At 65.5% G+C, this 1,296-nt stretch carries 1 protein-coding gene and 1 pseudogene; both read right to left on the minus strand.

All coding sequences use genetic code 11. The features are described from left to right. Positions 1–95 precede the first annotated feature (95 nt). Positions 96–188, minus strand: a complete 93-nt coding sequence (locus EOA24_RS44185) for a hypothetical protein (RefSeq protein ID WP_348633108.1) — start codon at positions 186–188, stop codon at positions 96–98. Next, positions 149–1,267, minus strand: a pseudogene (locus EOA24_RS38295) (IS66 family transposase). The gene EOA24_RS44185 and the pseudogene EOA24_RS38295 overlap by 40 nt, the downstream one beginning before the upstream one ends. Positions 1,268–1,296 lie beyond the last annotated feature (29 nt).

Below are 1,296 nucleotides of genomic sequence, written 5' to 3' on the forward strand. Positions count from 1 at the left end.
GGCACATCCAGTCTTGCGGGTCCGCGAACCGCGGCCCGGTGACCGATGCCGTTACGAAGCCATCCAGCGCCGACATGGTCCGCACCAGCGCCATGTCATGCTGCCAGGGGGAGCGGCATCTCGTGGCGGCGCACCCAGTTCCACGGCATCAGTTCGTCCCAGCGCGAGGCTGGCCAGTCGTTCTGGATGCGCTCGATGACATCGGCCATGTAGGTTCGGCATCGACGCCGCAGAGCTTGCAGGTCTCTATGATGCTGAGCACGACCGCTGACCGCTCGGCCGCGGCGAAGCTGCCCGAGAAAAGCCAATTGCACCGACCGACCGTAAAACCACGAATGGCGCGCTCCGCAATCAGGTTGTCCGGCTCGAGCTGGCCATCGTAGAGGAAGCGGTTGGACGCGCGCCATCGCTTGGTGCCATAGGCGAAGGCCTTGGCGATATCGGCATGGCGCGACAAACCGTTGGCCTGGCGCATGAGCTGTCGTCGCAGCGCGCGGACCAGGGGTCATGTCCGCCTTCGTCGTTCTGCCAATCGCGCGGCGGGCGCGAGCCGGTATCTCTTCCTCGATCCGGTAGATCGCCTGGATACCGGCCATCGCCGTCGTGCTGAGCTCGGTCGGCTGGCATCGTGAACGTCGAATATCTTGCGACGCAGATGCGCCAGGCAGGCGGCTTCCCGAATGGCGCCGCCTCTGTAGAGCTGATTGTAGCCGGTGAATCCGTCGGCCTGCAGCGTGCCGGCAAATCCGGCGAGTTCGGTCATCACGCTCTCGCCGGCGCGGCCCATGGTGGCGCGATACCAGGCGATCGGCGGCTCCTGCGAACCCGAGTTGCGGTCGTCGGCGACGTAAACCCAAAGCGCGCCCTTGTGCGTCGTGCCGGCGCCGGGCGCCAGGATCGGAAGTCGCGTGTCGTCGGTATGAATCTTGGTGCGGGTGCGGCCGATCTCACGAAGGCGATTGTAGATCGGGTCGAGCAAGGCGGCGGCGTAGCCGGCGCTGCGCGCAAGCGTGGATCGCTCGATATCGACGCCCTTGGCGGCCATCATCTGCGCTTGGCGGTAGTACGGCAGATGATAACCCCACTTGGCCATCATGATATGGGCGAGCGCGGCATAGCTGAGCTTGCCCCGTGCAATGGCCTTGGCGGGTGCCGGCGCCTGAATGATTTTATCGCAGGTCCGGCAGCTGTACTTGGGTCGAACGGTCTCGATCACCTGCCAGGCCTGGGCGACGAGGTCGAGCATCTCCTCGCTATCTTCGCCCATGGCGCGCAGATCGCCGCCGCAGCCTGGGC

Source organism: Mesorhizobium sp. M2A.F.Ca.ET.039.01.1.1, from assembly GCF_003998035.1.
Taxonomy (GTDB): Bacteria; Pseudomonadota; Alphaproteobacteria; order Rhizobiales; family Rhizobiaceae; genus Mesorhizobium.